This window comes from Neobacillus sp. YIM B06451, assembly GCF_032667185.1.
Taxonomy (GTDB): Bacteria; Bacillota; Bacilli; order Bacillales; family Cytobacillaceae; genus Bacillus_D.
In genome coordinates, this window is sequence record NZ_JAVFKJ010000004.1 from 266,888 (window position 1) to 286,130 (window position 19,243).

Annotated in this window: 18 protein-coding genes and 1 riboswitch; of the genes, 17 read left to right on the plus strand and 1 reads right to left on the minus strand. The window is 44.9% G+C overall.

Annotated features, from left to right (window positions below; genetic code table 11):
• The first annotated feature begins 69 nt into the window (after positions 1-69).
• Positions 70-5,166 carry an OmpL47-type beta-barrel domain-containing protein gene (locus RB160_RS11035; RefSeq protein ID WP_316570344.1) on the plus strand — a complete coding sequence of 1,699 codons (5,097 nt, stop codon included), beginning with the start codon at positions 70-72 and terminating at the stop codon, positions 5,164-5,166.
• Between the two features lie 142 nt (positions 5,167-5,308).
• Entirely contained in the window at positions 5,309-6,841 is a 1,533-nt protein-coding gene (gene fliD, locus RB160_RS11040) for a flagellar filament capping protein FliD (protein ID WP_316570345.1), read from the plus strand.
• A gap of 160 nt (positions 6,842-7,001) precedes the next feature.
• Here the strand turns inward: fliD and RB160_RS11045 are convergent, their stop codons facing one another.
• The gene (locus tag RB160_RS11045) at positions 7,002-7,703 is read right to left on the minus strand and encodes a glucosaminidase domain-containing protein (RefSeq protein ID WP_316570346.1); all 702 of its coding nucleotides are present in this window, start codon (positions 7,701-7,703) and stop codon (positions 7,002-7,004) included.
• A 163-nt stretch (positions 7,704-7,866) separates the two neighbouring features.
• Here RB160_RS11045 and RB160_RS11050 point away from each other — a divergent pair, with 163 nt between their 5' ends.
• The 15 genes from RB160_RS11050 (at position 7,867) to fliJ (ending at position 19,206) form a co-directional block, all read left to right on the plus strand.
• A complete protein-coding gene (locus RB160_RS11050; RefSeq protein ID WP_316570348.1) occupies positions 7,867-9,168 on the plus strand; it encodes a flagellar hook-length control protein FliK in 1,302 nt (433 codons plus the stop codon).
• Between the two features lie 13 nt (positions 9,169-9,181).
• Positions 9,182-9,595, plus strand: coding sequence for a flagellar hook capping FlgD N-terminal domain-containing protein (locus RB160_RS11055; protein WP_316570350.1), 414 nt, complete (start codon positions 9,182-9,184; stop codon positions 9,593-9,595).
• Between the two features lie 15 nt (positions 9,596-9,610).
• Positions 9,611-10,402, plus strand: a complete 792-nt coding sequence (locus tag RB160_RS11060; protein WP_316570351.1) for a flagellar hook-basal body complex protein — start codon at positions 9,611-9,613, stop codon at positions 10,400-10,402.
• A gap of 232 nt (positions 10,403-10,634) precedes the next feature.
• Positions 10,635-10,723, plus strand: a riboswitch (cyclic di-GMP riboswitch).
• Between the two features lie 104 nt (positions 10,724-10,827).
• Entirely contained in the window at positions 10,828-11,796 is a 969-nt protein-coding gene (gene fliM / locus RB160_RS11065; protein WP_316570352.1) for a flagellar motor switch protein FliM, read from the plus strand.
• Positions 11,768-12,145, plus strand: a complete 378-nt coding sequence (fliN, locus tag RB160_RS11070) for a flagellar motor switch protein FliN (protein ID WP_396954705.1) — start codon at positions 11,768-11,770, stop codon at positions 12,143-12,145. Before fliM ends, fliN begins: the two co-directional genes overlap by 29 nt.
• On the plus strand, positions 12,142-12,510 hold the full coding sequence (gene fliT / locus RB160_RS11075) for a flagellar protein FliT (protein WP_316570353.1): 369 nt from the start codon (positions 12,142-12,144) through the stop codon (positions 12,508-12,510). Before fliN ends, fliT begins: the two co-directional genes overlap by 4 nt.
• 13 nt (positions 12,511-12,523) lie before the next feature.
• A complete protein-coding gene (fliS, locus tag RB160_RS11080; RefSeq protein ID WP_316570354.1) occupies positions 12,524-12,895 on the plus strand; it encodes a flagellar export chaperone FliS in 372 nt (123 codons plus the stop codon).
• Positions 12,896-12,928: 33 nt separating this feature from the next.
• Positions 12,929-13,321: a flagellar basal body rod protein FlgB gene (gene flgB / locus RB160_RS11085; RefSeq protein WP_316570355.1), complete on the plus strand. Its 393-nt coding sequence runs from the start codon at positions 12,929-12,931 to the stop codon at positions 13,319-13,321.
• 7 nt (positions 13,322-13,328) lie between these two features.
• Positions 13,329-13,763 carry a flagellar basal body rod protein FlgC gene (flgC, locus tag RB160_RS11090; RefSeq protein ID WP_316570356.1) on the plus strand — a complete coding sequence of 145 codons (435 nt, stop codon included), beginning with the start codon at positions 13,329-13,331 and terminating at the stop codon, positions 13,761-13,763.
• Between the two features lie 15 nt (positions 13,764-13,778).
• A complete protein-coding gene (gene fliE, locus RB160_RS11095; RefSeq protein ID WP_316570357.1) occupies positions 13,779-14,072 on the plus strand; it encodes a flagellar hook-basal body complex protein FliE in 294 nt (97 codons plus the stop codon).
• 31 nt (positions 14,073-14,103) lie between these two features.
• Positions 14,104-15,687 (plus strand): flagellar basal-body MS-ring/collar protein FliF, encoded by a 1,584-nt coding sequence (fliF, locus tag RB160_RS11100; RefSeq protein ID WP_316570358.1) that lies wholly within the window; start codon positions 14,104-14,106, stop codon positions 15,685-15,687.
• 11 nt (positions 15,688-15,698) lie between these two features.
• Positions 15,699-16,700 carry a flagellar motor switch protein FliG gene (gene fliG, locus RB160_RS11105; RefSeq protein ID WP_316570359.1) on the plus strand — a complete coding sequence of 334 codons (1,002 nt, stop codon included), beginning with the start codon at positions 15,699-15,701 and terminating at the stop codon, positions 16,698-16,700.
• Positions 16,690-17,445 carry a FliH/SctL family protein gene (locus tag RB160_RS11110; protein WP_316570360.1) on the plus strand — a complete coding sequence of 252 codons (756 nt, stop codon included), beginning with the start codon at positions 16,690-16,692 and terminating at the stop codon, positions 17,443-17,445. The genes fliG and RB160_RS11110 overlap by 11 nt, the downstream gene beginning before the upstream one ends.
• Positions 17,438-18,763: a flagellar protein export ATPase FliI gene (gene fliI / locus RB160_RS11115; protein ID WP_316570361.1), complete on the plus strand. Its 1,326-nt coding sequence runs from the start codon at positions 17,438-17,440 to the stop codon at positions 18,761-18,763. Before RB160_RS11110 ends, fliI begins: the two co-directional genes overlap by 8 nt.
• Entirely contained in the window at positions 18,760-19,206 is a 447-nt protein-coding gene (fliJ, locus tag RB160_RS11120) for a flagellar export protein FliJ (RefSeq protein WP_316570362.1), read from the plus strand. The genes fliI and fliJ overlap by 4 nt, the downstream gene beginning before the upstream one ends.
• Positions 19,207-19,243 lie beyond the last annotated feature (37 nt).

Sequence of the window (19,243 nt, forward strand, 5' to 3'; positions counted from 1 at the left end):
ATAAAAATGGAATTAATTGCATGTGAAATTAAAAACATACCACTTTTTAACGAAAGGTAGGCCAAAGCCATGGGAAAGAAGAGGTCCATAATCCCGATATTTTTACTAACATTGATTCTGCTCTACCAACTGGTTTTGCCTTTTGGGAATGCTACCGCATTTGCTAGCACCACGATGCTTCCGCCAAGTAATCTGGCATATCAATCAATTACCCCTGACGACGGAAAGCTGACCTGGAATACAGTTTTTGGCGCGACAAGCTATAAAGTCTATGAAATTAAAGATGGACAAATTGTGCCGCTTGCAACAGTTACTGCAACAAACTATAGCCTCAATAATCTTTCAGAAGGCTCCTATAGGTATGTTGTATCGACATTAAGCAGCGAAGGTGAGTCGGGACCGTCCGCACCGGTAAGCGTTGAAATCATATACCCGAATATGCAGGCACCTGCAAAAGTAACTTCAACAATTAACAACGGAAATGATATTGTACTTAGCTGGGATGCATCCCAATATGCATCAAACTATAATGTTTACCAGATTGATGAAACTGGTGAGAAAAATCTTATTGCAACAACCTCTTCAAGAACGTATACGTTGGCAAAGGCTGAAGAGGGTTCACATGTTTTTGCTGTTTCAGCATTCCATAACTTGTATGGAGAGTCACCGGCATCTTCCTCGGTAAATGTGGAACTTGCCTACCCCGTAATGGAGCCTCCTGCTAATTTATCCTTTACGGTTAGCAATGGGACAGACGTTACACTTAAATGGCAGGCTTCATCCTATGCGGTGAACTACAAGATCTACGAAGTCCTTGATGGAGAAAAGCAATTGGTGAATACTGCTTCCGTGACTTCGGTTACATTAAAAAACGTCTCTTCAGGTGACCATAGTTATGTTGTTCATTCCTATAGCGACCGGTTCGGTGAATCAGATGAAGGAAGCCAGGTAACGCTTGCGGTCAGCGAAATCGTGATGCAGCCTCCCGGGACTCCGACGGTAAAAATTCAAAACTATAATGACGCCGCTATCGGTTGGTCATCGGCGCCAAATGCGACTTCGTATAAAGTTTATCAAATCTTTGATGGACAAAAGATCCTGAAAAGCACGGTAAAAGGAACATCCGTTACGTATACAAAGCTTCCCGCAGGCAACTATCAATATGAGGTTTATGCTTTCAGCGACAGATATGGAGAATCTGAAACCGGAGCATCAGTATCGTTCACAATAGATGCGGTCCAAATTAATCCACCGACAGAACTAACCTATGAAATACAAAACGGTAATGATATCGTGCTGAGATGGAAAGCATCCGCCAATGCAGAAAATTACAATGTCTATAAGGTTGCGGATGGTAAAAGGACTTTGTTGAGGAATGTAACCGGAACGACGATTACCCTATCAAACCAGCCGGCAGGGGAGTATGTCTTATCGGTAACCGCGAACAGCAGCCGTTTCGGTGAATCTGCTGAATCAACAACGATTTCTTTTATATTGGATCAAATCATTCTTCAAGCGCCGCAAAACTTTGCGTATGAAATCAAAAATGGGAATGATGTTTTTTTCACATGGACTCAAGTGGAGTTAGCTGCGAATTACAAAATCTATCAAATTGTCGAAGGCCAGAAGATTTTAAAATCAACTGTATCAGGAACGAATACAACCTTGGTGAATCTTCCTGAAGGGAAACATAATTACAGGATTTATGCGAACAGCACCCGTTTTGGTGAATCGGGCGAAGGGACATCTGCTACCATTTCGATTGTCCATCCTAAAATGGCGGCTCCTTCGAATGCGGTCCAAACAATGACAACCCCTACTTCTTTTACGCTTAGCTGGGACTCAGTCGATTTTGCAACCAATTATAAAGTCTATCAAATTGAGAATGGTAAAAAAGTATTAAAGAGTACTGTCACTGACAAGAAGGTTTCATACAGCAATATGGCTCCTGGACAATATAACTATGAAGTTTACTCCTACTCAACCAGGTTTGGAGAATCATTGGTTGGTACGCCATTTGTTGTAAACATAGAGGGGCAATTCTTGCCGGCCCCTAAAGACTTATCTTTTTCGATTAAAAACGGAAATGACGTTACGCTTACATGGTCCTCAGTCCAATATGCAACTGGCTATAAAATCTACCAGGTTGTCGATGGGAATGAATCCTTGGTTAAAACCCATTCAGGAACAAGCTTCACCTTTACGAACCAGCCCGAAGGAGAGTTGAGTTATATAGTCAGAGCTTACTCCACCCTGCTCGGTGATTCTCCATTTGGCGCAGAAACTAAAATTACAATGGTACATCCGGTAATTGAACATCCGTCAAATTTAACAACAACAATAACAAACGGCAACGATATTACAATTAAGTGGAATGCCGTTACCTATGCCGCAGCTTATAAAATCTATCAATTGAATAATGGCGAAAAAGTTTTCCTTAGAACAGTTACAGGAACCACAACCACCTTCACGAACATGTTAGAAGGGAATTACGAGTTCATAGTCCACTCATCCAGCGACCGGTTCGGCGAGTCTCCGGAGGGAAGCACTGTTCAATCTTATATCGTATTCCCAATAATGCAGGCACCTGCAAGTCCAACTCATTCTTTTGCAAATGGAAATGATGTTACACTTCGCTGGAGCGCTTCACTTTATGCAAAGGAATACAGGGTCTATCAACTTGTTAATGGAGAAAGGATTTTAAATAAAACTGTACCTTCAACTTCAACTTCTTTCACAAATATGCCTGAAGGAGATTACACTTTTGTCGTTCATTCCTATAGCGATCGATTTGGCGAATCGCCTGTAGGCAGCACAATCTCTATCAACCTGGTTTTCCCGGTTATGCAAGCACCGGCAAATTTCACAAAAACAATATCAAATGGAAATGACATTGCACTTAGTTGGAATGCAGCCACTTATGTAAATGAATATCGGATTTACCAGATTCAAAATGGTGAAAAGAGTTTAGTTAAAACCGTGACTAGCAGATCGGTCACCTTCACAAATATGCCAGAGGGCGATTATACGTACTTCGTCCATTCATACAGTGACCGTTTCGGAGAGTCGCCTGCAGGAAGTTTCATCGAGTTTAACCTGACATGGCCGGTGGTCCAGGCTCCACAATTAAGCGGAGATGTGTTTAACGCGAACGATATCACCCTTTCGTGGCCAAAGGTTACATGGGCGGAAGAATACAGGGTCTATAAAATTAAGGGCGATAACAAAGAGCTCCTATACAAAGGTACGGCGCGAACTTACAAGGTTTATAACCTGAAAGAGGAAACACATTCCTTTGAAGTAACGGCTTACAACACGCGCTTTGGGGAATCGGTTCCTTCCAACCGCTTTGAGCAAAAAATTGTGTATCCAATCATGGGCGTTCCAACCGCTTCCCTCAAGCTGCTTAGTGAAACAAGCGCGTATATTTCATGGGATTTCGTCACTTATGCGAATGGCTATAATATTTATGAGTTAATTGGTGAAGAACGAGTGCTAGTTGCCGAAAAAATCAACAATCTCAGCTATACGTTGCAAAACCTGACATATGCCAACCATCAATACGTTGTCACGTCTTACAGCAATTCGTTTGGGGAATCCGAGCCGTCGGAAGTTTTGCTTGCAAAGCTGATTGTTGACACAACGCCTCCGGAAACTGTCTTTGATGGGCCTGATGGCTGGTCAACCGAAAATGTAACGGTCACACTTCATCCAAACGATGACGAAACCGGAGTGAAAAATACATTCTACTCCTTGAATGATGGGCCGATTACGGAAGGAACATCGATTTTAGTAACAATGGAAGGCTACAATAAAATTTCCTATCACTCTGTCGATAACGTTGGGAACATGGAACAAGTAAAGACGGCGTATGTCTGGATTGATAAAACCGCTCCCGAAACAGCGATCAATTCGATTCCTGAGTATTCGCAAAGCGCGACAATTGAGTTGACAGGATTCGATGGCCTAAGCAAAATTGTCCAGACATTCTATTCGATTAACGGTTCTGATTTCATCGAAGGCACTTCTTTTACAGTAGAAAAAGAGGGAATCAATAAGATTAAGTACTACTCAGTCGATCAGGCAGGGAATAGGGAAGAAGCAAAATCAGTAGAAGTACTAATTGATAGAACCGCACCAACAACTGAAACTTCAACCCCGGTTTCATGGGTAAATGATCCGGTCGACGTCTCCTTAATACCGGCTGACGAGGCAAGTGGGATTAAAGCTACGATCTATTCGATTAACGGTTCTGATTTTATCAAAGGTACTTCTTTTACTGTAGAAAAAGAGGGAGTTAATAAGATTACGTACTTCTCGGTTGATCAAGCAGGGAATAGGGAAGAAGCAAAAACAGCAGAAATCAAAATTGATAAAACTGCGCCTGTTACAACGGCAACTCTTCCCTCAGGCTGGTCTAAAGAGGATGTTATCGTGACATTATCTTCCGCTGACAACATCAGCAAAGAATCGAAGACGTACTACTCAATCGATGGTTCCGATTTTGTGGAAGGCACTTCTTTTAAAATCAGCAAAGAAGGAATCACGAAAATAGTTTATTACTCTGTTGATGAAGCCAAAAATGCAGAAGAAATCAAAACAGCTGAAGTGAAAGTGGACAAATCTGCTCCAGGAGTGGTGATTGTGGCAGAAACAGAATATGAACTTGGTTCTGTACTAACGCTGGATTATACGGCTTTTGACGGAATTTCGGAAATAGCTTCAAAAGAATTGAAGGTTAATGGCAAAACATATTCCAATGGTGACCGCATTAAGCTTGATCAGCCTGGGGATTATAAAATCCAGCTTTCGGTGACGGATGCCGCCGGATGGACAACGACTCAGGAAAAAACGTTCACAGTGTATATTCCGATTTCCATTGATGTGCTTCCGAAAGTAATCACAGGGAATAAAGGCATCTTCACAGTAAAAGCGGACTTGCCGAAAGAATTCCAGTCTCTCAACTTTGATGTCAAAACGGTCACCTTGAATGGCGTTTTTGCAAAAGCGGATAACAACGGACTGCAAAAACAGGCGGAAAAAGGCCACTTCAAGTTTGAACGAGAAGATTTCAACTGGGAGAAGGGTGAAGTTACAGTGGAGCTTCGCGGTTACCTGGACAATAACTATTTGGTAGTAGCAAAAACAACCGTAAAAGTTAAATAAGCAATGGGTCCCGGAATCATTCCGGGGCTCTTTTTTTTTGCTAAAAAGCCCCCTTTGAAATTATTTTCAATTTCCTCTCTACTTTTAAAACTTTTATGCCGATACAGTTATTTAAAAGACACTTTGTGCGAGGTGAAGGTGGATGAATACTTCCTCTGTTACGAGAATTACAGGGCTAGCATCCGGATTGGACACTGAATCGATTGTGAAAAAACTGATGGATGTTGAAAGGATTCCGCTTAACCAGCTTAAGCAGAAACAGCAGAAGCAGACATGGCTTCTCGACTCCTACCGACAATTGAATTCTGACTTTCTTGCGTTCCGAAATTCTACATTGTTCAATATGAAACTCTCAAGCTCCTACAATACATTTGCAGTAACCTCCAGCCTTTCGAATGCCATCTCGGGCACTGGGACAGGAAGTGCCATCCAGGGAACTTACTCAATTGAAGTAAAGGATTTGGCGCGCCAGGCATCGTTTACAGGGGAAAATGTCTCATTAGATCCAACATTAACGCTCGGGGAACAGGGGATCCTACAACCGCCGAATACCTCTACTTCTATTTCTATAAGCGTAACAGATCCTGCCAATCCTTCTGTTGAACAAAAGGCGACAATTGAAATCCTAGCAACGGATAAAATAGGCGATGTCGTTTCAAAAATCAATGGCGCAGTCGACGGCACTACAAACAAAAGCCTAGGGCTTCAGGCGTTTTACGATCCTAATCTTCAGCAGTTCACTATGAGGACAAAGGCGACTGGTAAGGATGCAAAAATAGTTCTAAGCGAAAACTCCGCCAGCGTTGACTTTCTAGGACAAACGTTGAAATTAGACACCACTAATCTTGTTGCAAACGGAACGAACGCCCATATAATTTTTGACGGAAAAGAGATAACAAATTTTTCAACAAACAATGGAACAATAATGGGAATAAACTTCAGTTTCAAGAGCACGACTGTCGGCACCAGTACCGTTACAGTTACCCGCAGCGTCGAGGCGGAAGTTAAGAATATAAAAGATTTTGTAGAAAAGTATAATTCCCTGATCGATCGCCTGAACAAGCTTGTATCTGAACCTGTTTATCGAGATTACCAGCCACTACTTGATGACCAGAAAACGGATATGTCGGAAAAGCAAATCGAGAAATGGGAAGAAAAAGCGAAAAGCGGGCTTTTGCGGAATGACAGCATTTTGACTGCGGTGCTGAACAAAATGCGCGGCATTATGAATTCAACTGTCAGCACGGGAAGTTCTTATAATTCGCTGAGTTCAATTGGGATTGGTTCCAAAAGCTATCAGGACCGCGGAAAACTGTATATCGATGAAACGAAGTTAACCGCGGCCATCCAGGCGGACCCGGACGCAGTCCAAAAGCTATTTTCTCAGGTAGGGGATACGGCTACAGGCGCCAACGGGCTTGTCAATCAGTTGTCAGATGAAATGCAAACAGCTATTTCCCAATTGACAAAAAAAGCAGGAGTGACGGGCAGTTCGCAAATGGACCAAAGTACAGTCGGTAGGCTTTTGGCCAGAATTCAAAACGATATTAACCGACAAACCGACAGGCTGTTCCGAAAGGAAGACCAATACTACCGTCAGTTCACAGAAATGGAAAAGGCAGTTGCCAAATTCAACTCGCAAAGTTCCTGGCTGTATCAGCAGTCCGGAATGTAGACATAAAGTGAATTAACCATTAGTAGAGGGTTACTCCACACTGATGGTTATCCCCGACAAATTCTTCGCTAAGGCGGAGAAAAAGCGGGAGTACGAACCCGTTTGGTTGAACTAAGCCGTAAAATTGAGCTCACCATTCGGACAAAAAAAGAGACCGATTTTATGCAAAATCGGTCTCCGATGTTAAAGTCGCAAACTGCTTGTTAACGCCTTTCACCCAATGATTGTTCAGATTCGTCGGATCATTTGCCGCTCCGATTGGTGCATATTTCGCGCCAATTTGCGAAATTGTCAATTTTCCTTTATCAAGATAATTTTGGCGGAGGTTCCTCGCCATATCGAAAATGCTTTCTTTGACAGAAGAATATGTTTTTAAGCCATCCTTGCCCATCATCCCGGCAACGTTAAATTTAAATCGGGCCGCATTAGAAGTTCCGTTCCCGGTTTCGTGAATGGAAATGGCGGCAAGCAAAGCCGGGCTTATCTCATATTTCCGGCCAGCCTCGACAAAGAATTCTCCTGTATTTTCAAGTACTCCTCCGAGCCGTTGATTCAAAGTGGAGGAATCAATGTTCGAACTTGTAATACTGGTTTGTTGGCCGGTTGACCTGGTCAAAGCTGATAAAGTTTCCTGAGTGGAAGGCGATAAAGAAGCAAGGTTGCTACCGAAAGAAGCTGGTTCATCCGAAAATTCTAAGGCTTGCTGGCCGCTTTCGGCTTTGAGAAGCGCCTGTTCCAAAAGCAGCTGGAACGAGCTGTTTGATAATCCGAACGGGCCAAGGCGGCTGCTTTGATTAAAAAGGGCTGTGTCCATAAGTGTTTTATATAAAAACCAATTACTGGATAAAGGTCCGACAGTCATGATCTACGCTCCTTCATGTTAGTCTGCTATTATTTTAACTTGTTTTCTACCAAAATCAACGGAACTTAAGAAAAAATTACTCTATTGTCATATTATGTGAAGTCGTTTACTATACTTAGTATCTTGTTGCCGCCTTTGGAATTTCAATTAGTAGGTGAAAAGAATGATACAGCCAACTATGTTGGGAAATGTAAATAAAGCTGCTCCCGGCAAGGGGCAGGGAACCGAATCGTCCACTTCGGCATCCTTCGATCTCCTTTTTCAGATGGTAAGCGGGAAAGAGGAGGGTGAACAAAAAGCCTCTGGAGAAACGGACGGTATGGGAGTTGGACTAAACCCATTTCTCCTGACAAGTCAGTTAACAAATTTGACAGACCAGGAAAGTCCTTCGACTCTTGAACCGGAAGCCCAAGAGCAGGCTGGAGTTAACCCTAGGCTTCTAGCACTTCGGCAAAAAGAGGCTCTGACTCCTCAAATCGGAAAGCAATGGGACCTATCGACTTTGCAAAAACCCACCAATACAATCGGGCCAAACGGCAATAGCCCTTTAATGGCAGAGTTGCAAAAAATGCTCGATGAAAAAGTCGGTCATGGTTTAGATGGTTTTCAGATATCAGATGACTCGGTTATCACGACAGGCATGAAAGTGGGGGAGGAGAAATCGAATATACCTGGGGGCCAACCAAAAGAGGCAACCCATCAATCAGGAAATCCGCTTAAACCTGAACTGTTGCCGGTCGGCTTTCAAGCTTCTTCGGGATCCGGAAGAGAAGCACAAATAACGCCACAAGATACCGCAGTACCTTTAACGCAACCAGATACTGAAGCAGTTTTCAAGCCAACGGAAATTGAATCAGCTTTCAAGCCAACAGATACTAAAGCCGTTGCCGATGCTGATACCAAAATTCCATCCAATGAATCCCGCTCGGCCCATCAGTTGCAGCCAGTTATCGCTGGCGATGTCCCTGTCCTCAGGGCTAACCACTTCGAGCAGGACTTTAAGCAATTTTTTCAATCCGCCCTGCAGCAGCAATCCGCAACGGAAGGAAAGGATGGAATGAAACCGGCTGTCAGTTTCCAAAGGTTTGTGGATGGAACTGAAGCAATTATAAAACTTTCACCTGAGCATCTTGGGGATGTTGAAGTAAAGGTGAAAATCCAGGATGGACAGGTTAAAGCGGAATTTCTGGCCACCACCCTTCAAGGGAAAGACCTACTCGAAACCCAGATGCATACGTTGCGTTCCGCCCTCGAAGTCCAAGGGCTTCAAGTTGGAAAGATTGATATTACGTTCCAATCAAGCAACAACTTCATGGGAGCCTTCTCCCAAAGAGGAGATGCAAATCCGAGGCAGGGAAATCAGGAATCGAGAAAGCGTGGGGACGAAAAAATTCCCGCTGAAGAAAAGTACCAGGATTACGGAATCGAAACAGCAACTCATTCGCAAATAAATACCACAGCCTAAGGGAGGGAAAAGCTTGTCATCAATTCAATCAATAAACTCCTATTCAACGGCCACAATCGGAAACACAAATAAACAGGAGCTTGGAAAAGAGGCATTCCTGAAAATATTGGTTACCCAGCTCCAGCAGCAAGACCCGACCCAGCCGCAGAAAGACGGCGAGTTCATTGGGCAAATGGCCCAGCTAAGCGTTCTCGAACAGCTTTCAAATTTAAACAAGTCGCTTACAGCCTATTTGGAATCATCAAATAACATTAGCCAATATTCATACGTCATGGGAAATAAGGTAACCTGGACAAACCCGGAAACAAACGCGCAGGAAAGCGGAGTTGTCACAGGAGTTCACTATAGAGACAATCTTGTCTATTTCAAAGTCGGCGATCAGGAAATTCTGTCTAGTGCCATCACTTCCATGGAATTGGAAAAATAACAGGAGGAACAAAATATGCTACGTTCACTAAACTCGGGAGTTTCAGGGCTCAAAGCCTTCCAAACTAAGCTGGATGTCATTGGTAATAACATCGCGAACGTCAATACAGTCGGTTTCAAAAAAAGCAGGGTCGTATTCGAGGACATTTTTAGCCAGACGGTCAAGGGTGCAAGCGCACCAACCGCTACACCGCAATCTGGGGGTACAAACCCAATCCAGGTAGGACTTGGAACAAAGGTAGCGAGCATCGACACGGTTTCCACTCCCGGAAGCCCATCGACAACGAACGTTGGGACCGATTTATATATTGATGGCGACGGTTTCTTCCAGGTAAGGGATGCATCAGGCAAGCCTTACTTAACAAGGGCCGGAAACTTTATGCTTGATCAAAACAGGCAGCTTGTTAATCCAAATGGGATGCTCGTTTTGAATGAGTTGAACAGTCCTATTACAATTAATGCGACCGATGTTTCATTTTCAATTAGCAAGGACGGATCGATTGTCGGGGTGGACGCAAACGGGGTGGCCACAACGTATCCAAGTAAAATAAAATTGGTGAAAGTAGATAATCCTGGTGGATTGAGTAAAGTCGGCGGCTCGTTATATTCTGAAACTCCAAATGCCAAGATAAACACCACCGCACCTAGAACAGCACAAATCATCTCCGGCGCACTCGAAATGTCCAACGTCGACCTTTCCGAGGAAATGACAGATATGATTACCGCTCAGCGCGGATTCCAGGCAAATGCAAAAATCATTACAGTTTCCGATTCCGTTTTAGAAGAATTGGTAAATCTGAAGCGTTAATAGTGAATATATGTAAAAAGGTGGATACCTCGAAGCAGGTATCCACCTTTTTTGTGAGAATATACTCAAAAATCGTCAAAAATATGTATATAATTCGATGCATTTCGTGTTTTTATGACCGTTTTTTTAAAAACTCCATTGAAAAATTTTTTACCAGGTGTTATATTTCAGTTAAATTGCAATAAAAAAAGTTGGAAAAAATTCTAAAAAATTCTTAAAAAGTTCAAAAAAAATTCGAAAATAGCAAACCTGGGGAAACCCAGCGACGCAAAACTACAGGGGCTAAATTGTTAAATAACAGTATGCTAGCCAGTTGCCGAAATTAGGTTAGTCCTGAAAATTAGAAGGGCGAAGCTATTCTTCGGGATAGCCTTGCTCTTTTTTGATGCTAAAATTTGCTTTTTTGAAGTTAGGAGGTTGATTAAGTGGGGGTTAGAATTTCCCAGTCGCACGAAAGCGCCAACTTGGATGAAACAGCAGCCATTAAAGTCTACGATTTTAAAAAGGCTTTGCGCCTGTCGATGGAACAGGTAAGAATTTTAACAAGAATTCACGAAAACTTTGCCTACCAGCTTGCATCTTTCATATCCGCTGAGCTCCGTTCCATCGTACAGGTTGAAGTGGGGTCCGTTGAGCAAATGCTTTATGAGGAATTTATTAACGAACTGCCGGACTCAACAATCTTGAGTGTGTTTGAAGCGAAGGAACAGGAAATCCGCATGGTCCTTGATATGAATCCGGAAATGGCATACGGAATAATTGATCGGCTATTGGGGGGAAAGGGAGCGCTTAAGGAAATTGAAAGAGCTGCCTTGACTCCAATTGAAACGAATGTTTTGAAGCATCTTTTGGAAGGGGTTGTCAAAACCCTCCAAAAAGCATGGAACGATATCATCACCTTGCAGCTTAGATTATTGAATCTCGAAACGAACCCGCAATTTTTACAATTGGCAATACCTACGGAGACGGTTATTGTGGTCGATTTTCAAATAACGATTGGAAACAGGATTGAATCGATGCGGCTTTGCATTCCATACATATTGCTGGAGCCGTTTATCCCCAAATTGTCGTCCCATAACTGGTATGGACACAACAAATGGGTGAAAAGCAAGGAAGAGAGCGAGTTTTTACAGGAACGGATCGAGCATCTGGCCGTGCCGCTCATTGTTGAATTGGGGCGTGCGACCATTACGATGGAAGAGCTTTTGGGACTCTCGGAAAATGACGTTATCCAGCTGAACCAGCCAGTCGATGAGCCCCTCCATGTAAAGGTGAATGAGGAAACGAAATTCCTAGCTCACCCTGGGACAAGGAAATCACGTGTCGCTGCGAAAATTGAGAAGGTGATAGAAGGAGATACGGAAAATGGAAAACGGGAAACTGACACAAGATGAAATAGATGCCCTTTTGGGAGAGACGAGCGGGGAAGTGTTCCAGTTTAGCGAGCTGGAACCCGATGTCGTTGGACGGGCTTATGACGACAGCATGAATATGGAACTTCTTCTCGATATCCCGCTCGAAGTAGTCGTCGAATTGGGAAGGACAAAGAAAAAAATAAGTGAAGTGCTTGAGCTGACAAGCGGCTCGATTGTTGAGCTTGAAAAAATGGCAGGCGAGCCGGTGGACGTTTATGTAAACAATAAATTGATCGCGATCGGCGAGGTTGTCGTCATTGATGAACACTTCGGGGTACGAATCAAGGAAATCATGCGCTCACCCTTAAAAGAAGTTGGCAAAAGATGATTGGTGCACTTGAGGAAAAGCTGGCACAGCTCAAGCGGTTTGGCGCCGTTTCGGACAAGTTGCTGGAAGCCCTTATAAACGGCAAAAATGAAGAAGTTGATTCCCTTCTTGAAGAAAGGGATGCCTGCATTTCCGCGATCGGCCGGTTGGATACAGAAGCTGGTGCGGCACTTAGTGATGACCGTATCGAAGCACTCCTTGCTGAATTGGCGGCAAAGGAAAAGGAATTGGATAAAAGATTTAAAGAAACGTTGCAAAAGATGACCAAAAGCATCCAAAATGTCAGGCGGGAGCAATATGTTACGCAGCAATACGATGATTGGATGCCGGTAACCGAAGGCTATTTTTACGATAAAAAAAGTTGAGGGAGGCACTACTTTGTTAAATCCAAGCGAGATTTACCAACGGAACCAGGTAACAACCGCCAGGGCGGAGGAATTGACACTCATGCTCTATAATGGCGGGATAAAATTTCTTCAGCAGGCAAGGGCCGCGATTGAAAAAAAAGACATCGCCAAAGCGCATTCCCATATTACGAGAGTGCAGGATATCGTAACCGAGTTGATGGTGACCCTGAATATGGATTATGAAATCTCAAAAACTCTACTACCTTTATACGAATATATGAAACGCAGGCTGATTGAAGCGAACATTGCAAAAGATTCCGAGATAATCAATGAAGTAGAAGGCATGTTCCAGGAGCTACGGACTACCTGGGCGCAGGCAATCAAGCAGGCAAAATCGGTGTAAGCCAGTATCGGTAACCTATAAAAAGGACGGCAGGTGAAAGAGTTGAATACGATAGGCCTTATAACAAGCGCGCTCGATGCTTCCGCCTTAAGGCAAAAGGCGATATCCAATAACATAGCCAACGTGGATACCCCAAATTATCGGGCTTCAAGGGTCGCCTTTGAAGAAATCCTTCAGAAGGAAATGAATAGCAGCTTCACAGGAAAGCGTACCGACGAAAGGCATTTTGCAATAGGCGCACAGGGCGGAATCCCATCGGCGAAGCTAAAGCAGGAAAATAATGTTTTCCAGAATAGCGGCAACGGTGTCGACATCGACTATGAAATGTCGCAGCTAAGCCAAAACACCATCTGGTACCAATCACTGACATACGGCATCAATGAAGAGTTCAATCTTATCAAAACCGCAATTAGGGGAAGGAGCTAATCTATAAATGTCTATTTTTCAATCTTTGTCCATTAGCGGCTCGGCATTGACAACACAGCGTTTAAGGCTCGATGTGATTTCCTCCAATATTGCGAACGCAAATACAACAAGAGGGGAGTTCGTCAACGGAGAGTGGGTGCCATACCGAAGAAAAATGGTCGAGGTGTCCCAGGGGAATGCCCCTTCCTTCGCCAACTATTTGCAAAAAGAGCTTACGGGCGTCCGGGCAACAAGGATTGTCGAGGACCAGACCCCATTCAAAGCCGTTTACGATCCAACCAATCCAGATAGCAATGAGCAAGGTTATGTATTCATGCCGAATGTGGACATCACAAAAGAAATGGTGGACATGATGTCCGCCTCACGCGCCTACGAGGCGAACGTGACAGCCTTCAATGCTGGCAAAGCAATGCTTGTCAAAGCGCTCGAGATAGGCCGATAAGGAGGATTTTAACAAATGAATATTTCCAGCATCCAACCGTACAATTCCAATTTCCTGACGATAAACAAACAGCAAGGCGCCTCCAATGAAAGCTCATTCGGGACGATGCTGAACCAATATATCCAGGATGCCAATCTGGCGGTCAAGGATTTTGAAGGGAAAACCGCCGCTCTTGCAAGGGGCGAGGCCGTGAACCTCCATGATGTAACGATTGCGGCCCAAAAGGCGAACATCGCCGTAGCTCTGACAGCCCAGGTACGCGACCGGGCCGTGGAAGCATATCAGGAAATTATGAGGATGCAAATCTAATCATGGGAATACGTAGTATAGTGGAGCGGCCATGAATCAACAATTACTGCAATTTAAAACAAAATCTCAGGGATATTGGAATTCAATCGGTAAAAAACAGAAGTATTTATTTATCGGTTCTTTTATAGGGATTTTCTTAATCCTTTCTTCGGCGATTTATTTTCTGACGAAGACGGATTATGTACCTTTATACAGCAATGAAATGAGCCAAAAAGAAATTGGCGATATTAAGGCTGCCCTTGACAAGGAAGGCTTTACGGACTACAAGCTTGACTCAAGCGGCACACGGATCATGGTCCCGCGGGAAAGTGCGCCAGACCTCCAAGTTTCAATGGCGGCAAAAGGCCTTCCGAAAACGGGGTCAATCAGCTTTTTCGACATGACGAAAGACCTGCAGTTCGGCGCGACGGACCGCCAGCTTGATGCGATGGAACGTGAGGCGCTCCAGAGTGAAGTCGCTGATTTATTAAGGCATGTTGAAGGCGTTAAAAATGCGGCTGTTGTCATTTCCACACCACAAGACAGCCTGTTCGTGCGGGAAGATAAAAAAGCCGCATCTGCATCAGTTGTCATTGAAATGGAACCGGGCTATCAGCTCGAACAGCAGCAAATCCAGGTGCTTTATCACCTGGTTTCAAAAAGCGTACCTAACCTTCAAAAAGAAAATATCGTCATGACTGACCAGGATGGCCGGGGGTTGAATGTCCAGAATGAATCAACAAAGGTTCTGGACAATTATGAAATGCAAAGAAAAATCCAAAAGGATATTGAAACGGATATCCAATCAAGCCTGCAGCAAATGCTTGGCACGATCATCGGCCATAACAAAGTTTTGATCCAGACATATGTACGTTTGAATTTTGACCAGGTAAAGACAAAGGAAGACCTTGTCCAGCCGGCTAATGACGCGTCCAGAGAAGGCATTGCCATAAGCGTCGAAGAAATATCGAAAAAATATAACGGAAGAGACGCTGCGCCGGCCACGACCGGAACCGGAGAAACAGACATACCGGGATACGCCACACCGGGCGGCGGGCAGGAAAACAGCTCCGAAGAATTGGAAAAGCGTGTCAACTATGAAGTGAACAGGATTTCCAATGAAATTGTCCAAAGCCCTTATAAAATTGAAGATATTACAATCAATGTAGGTGTCGAACCGCCGGATCCAACAAATCCCGATTCACTGACGCTTGTCACGCAAAGGAGCATCCAGCAAATTCTTGGTAACGTTGTCCGGACGGCATTAAGTGATAATACTACCTTACAGGATGAGGATATTGAATCTAGGATTACCGTTTTCGCAAGGGAATTCAGCGGTAAAGCGGAATTGCCTCAAGCCGAAGAAACGGAAAGCCCATTCCCAACCTGGGCAATATACGCGCTTATCGGCGCGGTTGTGTTAATGGCCCTCCTTGTTATATACCTCGCCAGGAGAAGGAATAAACCTGTTTTTGAAGAAAATGATCCATTTCCTGAAATTGAAGCGGCCAGATTGGAAGCAGCCGTTGCCGTTGAAGATGAAAAAGTTGTTATTAAGAGACAAATTGAGGAGATGGCCAAGAAGCAGCCGGATGAATTTGTTGGCCTGCTCAGAAATTGGCTTTCCGGTGACTAAGGGGCGATAAGATGGAAAAGTACACAAATACACAGAAGGCAGCCATCTTACTGCTTTCTGTAGGGCCGGATGTCTCGGCCGGAATTATGAAAAACCTTGATGAAAAAGAGATTGAGGCCATTACAAAGGAAATTACCAGCCTGCGCAAGGTGACATCCAATGTAAAGGACGAAATCATGAAGGAATTCCACCAGCTTGCCGTTGACGCGAATCTTGTGTCATACGGAGGAATCGATATTGCGACCGACTTGCTCAAACGGACGTTTGGGCCTGATAAGGCGGCCGGATTCCTGAAACGAATGGACGGCAGCGCTGATGATAAGCCGTTCAAATTTATCCAAAATGTCGAGCAATCGCAGATTTTCAATTTGCTTCAATATGAAAATGCCCAGACAATCGCGCTTGTCCTGTCTTATCTTGACCCGGAGAAGGCAGCCGCTACTCTGTCCGCTTTCCCTTCAGAACGGCAGATTGAAATCGCGATGCGGATCGCGATGATGGATACGGCCTCCCCGAATATTGTCGAGCAAGTCGAACGGGTTTTGGAGGAGAAGCTGAACATGACCAGCTCGCAAAAGCATGACGCGCAAAATGGAATCGACTCGATTGTCAGCATTCTAAGCAGCGTTGACCGTGGCACGGAGAAGAACATCCTTGACACATTGCAGGAGGAAGAACCCGAGCTTGCCAATGAGATTAAGCAACGGATGTTTGTATTTGAAGATATTGCCTATCTTGATAACCGTTCGATCCAGCGCATCCTTATGGATGTTCAGAACCAGGATCTTCCGCTCGCACTCCGCACTGCTTCACAGGGAGTTAAAGATGCCATCTTCCGGAATATTTCGAAACGCCGTGAGGAGAGCCTCATGGAAGAGCTTTCTTCGACCGAACCGGTGCGCGTGAAAGACGTCGAAGATGCTCAGGGCCGGGTTGTGTCTGTCATAAGGAAGCTGGAAGAGGAAGGAACAATCATCATTTCTCGAAATGGGGCAAAAGACCTTGTCTTCTAGACTTCTTAAATCATTCAATGTCAAAACGGAAACCGGCCGGATTGTCGTTGGTGTCCCGGCCCCATCCCCTGTTCGGGAGGTTTTGGAGGTGGACAACCTGGCGCCACAGCCGGAAACCGGATATGTGGATATCGGGCTTGAACTTGAAAAGGAGCGGGAAGCCGCCCGGATTGAACTGGAAGAATGGCGGAACAGGGAGCAAGAACAGTTCCTTATCCAGCTTGAGGAAGAAAAAAGGCGCGGCTACCAGGAAGGCTACCAGCTTGGGATAGAGGATGGAAGAAATGACGCGAAGGTCCAATATGCTTCGGAACTTCAGAAGGCCGCCTCGATTTTGGAGCTTGCCTATCAGGAGAAAGAAGAGTTAATACGGGAAGCGGAGCCTTTTGTGCTCGAACTGGCCATTGATATTGCCAAAAAGGTGCTGCAGCAGGAACTGAAAACAGATCCTGACACGCTTACCGGCCTGATCAAACAAACACTTGCGGATGTGTATGAAACAGACTCCGTTTCCATCGGTGTTGCCCCGGAGGATTTCCCCTTTGTCCAGAAACAAAGGAAGCAGCTTTTGGCTGTCGACAATGGGCAAGTTGAAGTTAAAATCTTTCCCGATTACTCAGTCGAGCAGGGGGGCTGCATTATCAGGACGTCATCCGGAAGCATTGACGCTCGCCTTGATATGCAGCTGAGCGAAATAAAGAAAGCACTCCTTTCCTATCAGCAGGAGGTCCGGATAAGTGAGTAGATGGGATATAAAAGCATACCGGGATGTACTGGAAACAGTTAACCCGATTAAAATGAACGGCAAAGTGACCCAGGTCATCGGACTGACTGTCGAGTCGCAGGGCCCTGATGTCAAATTGGGAGACATCTGCCATATTTACTCTCCTCAGCAGAATAAGCCGATTAAAGCGGAAGTTGTCGGTTTCCGGGACCATAAGGTTTTGCTTATGCCGCTTGATGTCCTTCATTCAATCGCGCCTGGCTGCGATGTCGTCTCGACGGGGAAGCCTTTGACTGTAAAGGTTGGAATGGACCTCCTTGGAAAAGTGCTCGACGGCCTCGGCAACCCGATGGATGGCAGCGGCCTTCCATCCGGCCTGCTTGACGCGGGTGCGGACAACCTGCCGCCAAACCCTTTATCCAGGCCAAGAATCACCGAGCCGCTAAGTGTCGGAATTCGTTCCATAGACGGCCTGATGACTGTAGGAAAGGGGCAAAGGGTCGGCGTTTTTGCCGGGAGCGGGGTTGGAAAAAGCACGCTGTTAGGCATGATTGCCAGAAATACGGAAGCAGATGTGAACGTGATTGGGCTCATCGGCGAAAGGGGAAGGGAAGTACTCGATTTTATCGAACGCGACCTGGGGGAAGAAGGTTTAAAAAGGTCTGTCGTGATAGTTGCGACCTCCGACCAGCCCGCGCTGATCAGGATTAAAGGCGCAATGATTGCCACAGCTGTCGCCGAATTTTTCCGGGATCAGGGGATGAATGTAAACCTTATGCTCGACTCTGTAACAAGGTTCGCGATGGCCCAGCGTGAAATCGGGCTCGCGATTGGCGAGCCTCCGACAACAAAGGGGTATACTCCTTCCGTGTTCGCCCTGCTGCCGCGCCTTCTCGAGCGGGCAGGCACAAATGCAAATGGCAGCATTACCGCGTTTTATACCGTCCTTGTTGATGGGGATGACATGAATGAGCCGATAGCGGATACAGTCAGGGGAATTTTGGATGGGCATATCGTCCTCGACAGGAAAATTGCCCAAAAGGGAATTTACCCGGCGATTGATATCCTATCGAGCATCAGCCGTGTCATGAAGGACATCGTCGACCCCGGACATCTAAATGCCGCGGAAACGTTGAAAAAGCATATGAGTGTGTATAGGAAGGCAGAGGATTTAATCCAGATTGGCGCCTATAAACGCGGAACGGACCGCGATATCGATAAAGCCATCGATGTAAAAGGCTGGATTGACGATTTCGTCAAACAGGGTACCAATGAAACTTCCAGCATGGATTTGACAGTCAAACTGCTACTAGATCAATTCGGAGGAATAAACCAATGACGTTTCAATTTCCATACCAGCATATCCTTTCTCTAAAAGAAAGGGAGAAGGACCTTTCCCTGTCTGAAATGGGATTGTTGATGATGAAAAAGGAAGGAATCGAGAAGGAATTGGATTCCCTCGTCCAAAAGCGGCAGGATTGCATCTCCCAATGGGAACAGATGGAGGGCGGAACCTTTATTTCCGATATCCTCCAACAAAATGAATACCTGGAATTTCTTGATGTGAAAATTTCCCGGATGGAACAAGAACATAGGGCAATCGAACAGGAAATCGCCGGGAAAAAAGAGGAACTTCTTTTAAAGCAAAAGGAAGAAAAAACATGGCATCTGCTTAAAGAAAAGTCTTTGGATGCCTATATAGAGCAACAGAAAAAAATCGAACAGGATAACCTTGATGAAATAGCCGCAATCCGGCACTATCACCAAAGAGTTTCCTTATAGGAAAGGGCCGCGGGACGCATGGAGCGGCCGAAGCCCA

Excerpts from the sequence above, each read along its gene's own strand:
- RB160_RS11060 (WP_316570351.1), top strand. The coding sequence starts at position 9,611 with ATGCTACGTTCACTAAACTCGGGAGTTTCAGGGCTCAAAGCCTTCCAA.
- fliD (WP_316570345.1), top strand. The coding sequence starts at position 5,309 with ATGAATACTTCCTCTGTTACGAGAATTACAGGGCTAGCATCCGGATTG.
- RB160_RS11035 (WP_316570344.1), top strand. The coding sequence starts at position 70 with ATGGGAAAGAAGAGGTCCATAATCCCGATATTTTTACTAACATTGATT.
- RB160_RS11050 (WP_316570348.1), top strand. The coding sequence starts at position 7,867 with ATGATACAGCCAACTATGTTGGGAAATGTAAATAAAGCTGCTCCCGGC.
- fliN (WP_396954705.1), top strand. The coding sequence starts at position 11,768 with ATGGAAAACGGGAAACTGACACAAGATGAAATAGATGCCCTTTTGGGA.
- fliJ (WP_316570362.1), top strand. The coding sequence starts at position 18,760 with ATGACGTTTCAATTTCCATACCAGCATATCCTTTCTCTAAAAGAAAGG.
- fliE (WP_316570357.1), top strand. The coding sequence starts at position 13,779 with ATGAATATTTCCAGCATCCAACCGTACAATTCCAATTTCCTGACGATA.
- RB160_RS11045 (WP_316570346.1), bottom strand. The coding sequence starts at position 7,703 with ATGACTGTCGGACCTTTATCCAGTAATTGGTTTTTATATAAAACACTT.
- fliT (WP_316570353.1), top strand. The coding sequence starts at position 12,142 with ATGATTGGTGCACTTGAGGAAAAGCTGGCACAGCTCAAGCGGTTTGGC.
- fliG (WP_316570359.1), top strand. The coding sequence starts at position 15,699 with ATGGAAAAGTACACAAATACACAGAAGGCAGCCATCTTACTGCTTTCT.
- flgC (WP_316570356.1), top strand. The coding sequence starts at position 13,329 with ATGTCTATTTTTCAATCTTTGTCCATTAGCGGCTCGGCATTGACAACA.
- fliF (WP_316570358.1), top strand. The coding sequence starts at position 14,104 with ATGAATCAACAATTACTGCAATTTAAAACAAAATCTCAGGGATATTGG.